General features: G+C 57.4%; 1 protein-coding gene. It reads right to left on the bottom strand.

Annotated features, from left to right (window positions below):
- Window positions 1–38 precede the first annotated feature (38 nt).
- A protein-coding gene (locus tag M5G20_RS30020) for an IS3 family transposase (RefSeq protein WP_087149576.1) occupies window positions 39–1,594 on the bottom strand; the annotation gives its coding sequence in 2 pieces (ribosomal slippage) (window positions 39–1,132 and window positions 1,132–1,594; 1,557 coding nt in all).
- Window positions 1,595–1,669 lie beyond the last annotated feature (75 nt).

Genomic DNA, 1,669 nt, shown 5'->3' with positions numbered 1-1,669 from the left:
CGGCATTTTTCAAGGTAGTTGTCGCGTCAACCGTCTAACTATGCCGCCATTTTCTCGTTCTGTTGCTCTCGATCCGGGTTCAACAACACGGTGCCGATCGGTTCCCAGTTACGCGTCCGGCCTGACCACCGCTCCGGTTTGTTTTCCTTGGCTCGTTCGTACAACTCATGTCGCCGGGCCAAGACCTGATGGTCCAGCCCTCGATGCCGCTCAGCCGGTGTGACGAACCGGATGCGGCTATGTCGGTGCTCGTTGTTGTACCACCGCATAAAATTCCTCACCCAAGCCCGAGCAGCATCCAGACTGGCAAAACCATCCAGCGGCCATTGCGGGCAGTATTTCAGCGTTCTAAACAGCGACTCCGAGTAGGGATTGTCGTTGCTCACACGCGGTCGGCCCCGCGAAGGCGTGATGCCCAGGTCGTACATCTTGCTCAGCAGCGTCACCGATTTCATCGGCGCTCCGTTGTCCGAGTGCAGCACCAGCGGTTCGTGTAAACACTGCTCACCGATCACGCTGCGTTGCAGCAGCGCGGCGGCTTTTTCACCGCTTTCCGCGTCGTAGACCTCCCAGCCCACGGCCTTGCGGCTGTAAATATCCTCGATCAGATAGAGGTAGTAATACTTTCCGCGTATCGGCGAGGGCAGATACGTGATGTCCCACGACCACACCTGATTGGGCGCTTTGGCCGCATGCGTTGTCGGTGCTGCGTGCCTTCTGGGCCGCTGGCTGCGGCCTCGATGTTGTTGTTGGCCTGCCGCACGTAGAACGCGATAAAACGTCGCCTCCGACGCCACATAACGCCCTTGATCGGCCAGCCGCGGCACGATCTGGCTCGGCGGCAAGTGGGCGTACTCCGGGCTGTTACACAGCGTCACAATGGTCTGACGCTCGACTTCGCTCAGTGCATTTCGCGGTGTTGGCCGTGTGACAATCGTTCGGGCATCGGCCTGGATAACCTCTGTTTCAGTCCAACGTTGCAAAGTCCGCAGCGATAGACCGATTTCCTGGCACGCCCTGATTTTTCTGGCTCCTGCCGCCACCGCGCTACCCAGCCAGGCAACGATTAACTGGCGCTCTGGCAAAGATGTTAGTTGTCCTCGTTGTCGTTCGTCCCCCAGTAGTCGTTGAGCTTTTTTCGCAGCACCAACAACGCGGCTGTTTCAGCGAGCGCCTTGTCTTTGCGGCGCAGTTCGCGCTCAAGTTCCTGGATGCGTTTCTTGTCCTTGCGAGATTGCTCGCGATCTTCTTTTTGCTGAGCCTTTGTCGATTTCTGGCCGGTGATAAAAGCTTGTCGCCAAGCCGTGATTTGTTCGGGGTAAAGACCTTTGCGGCGGCAATACTCGCCGAGGTCGATCTCGGACAAACCGGCGGCTTCAAGCACGACAGCAAACTTGGTTTCGGCTGACCAGTTCTCGGTCAACGGCTTGTTTTCGGACACTGCATTTCCTTCAGAACTGAGCTGCTTGCGCCAGTTGGACAAAGACATTTCGCTGACCCCTTCGCGCCGGGAAACCTCGGCCATCGACAGGTTCAGCGGGGGAAGCAGCATTTTAAGTAATGCGGCTCTGCGTTCAGGTGAATAGTACGGCACGACCAGTCTCTTTCCGCCCCCGATATGCTTTTTTAGGAAAAATCGGAGAGGCGACAACTATCCTGACACCGGGGG

Origin of the sequence: Pseudomonas sp. TNT2022 ID1044 (genome assembly GCF_028656895.1) — a bacterium.
Taxonomy (GTDB): domain Bacteria; phylum Pseudomonadota; class Gammaproteobacteria; order Pseudomonadales; family Pseudomonadaceae; genus Aquipseudomonas; species Aquipseudomonas reinekei.
The sequence above is the reverse complement of the archived record's forward strand: the minus strand, read 5'-3'. Positions and strand labels throughout refer to the sequence as shown.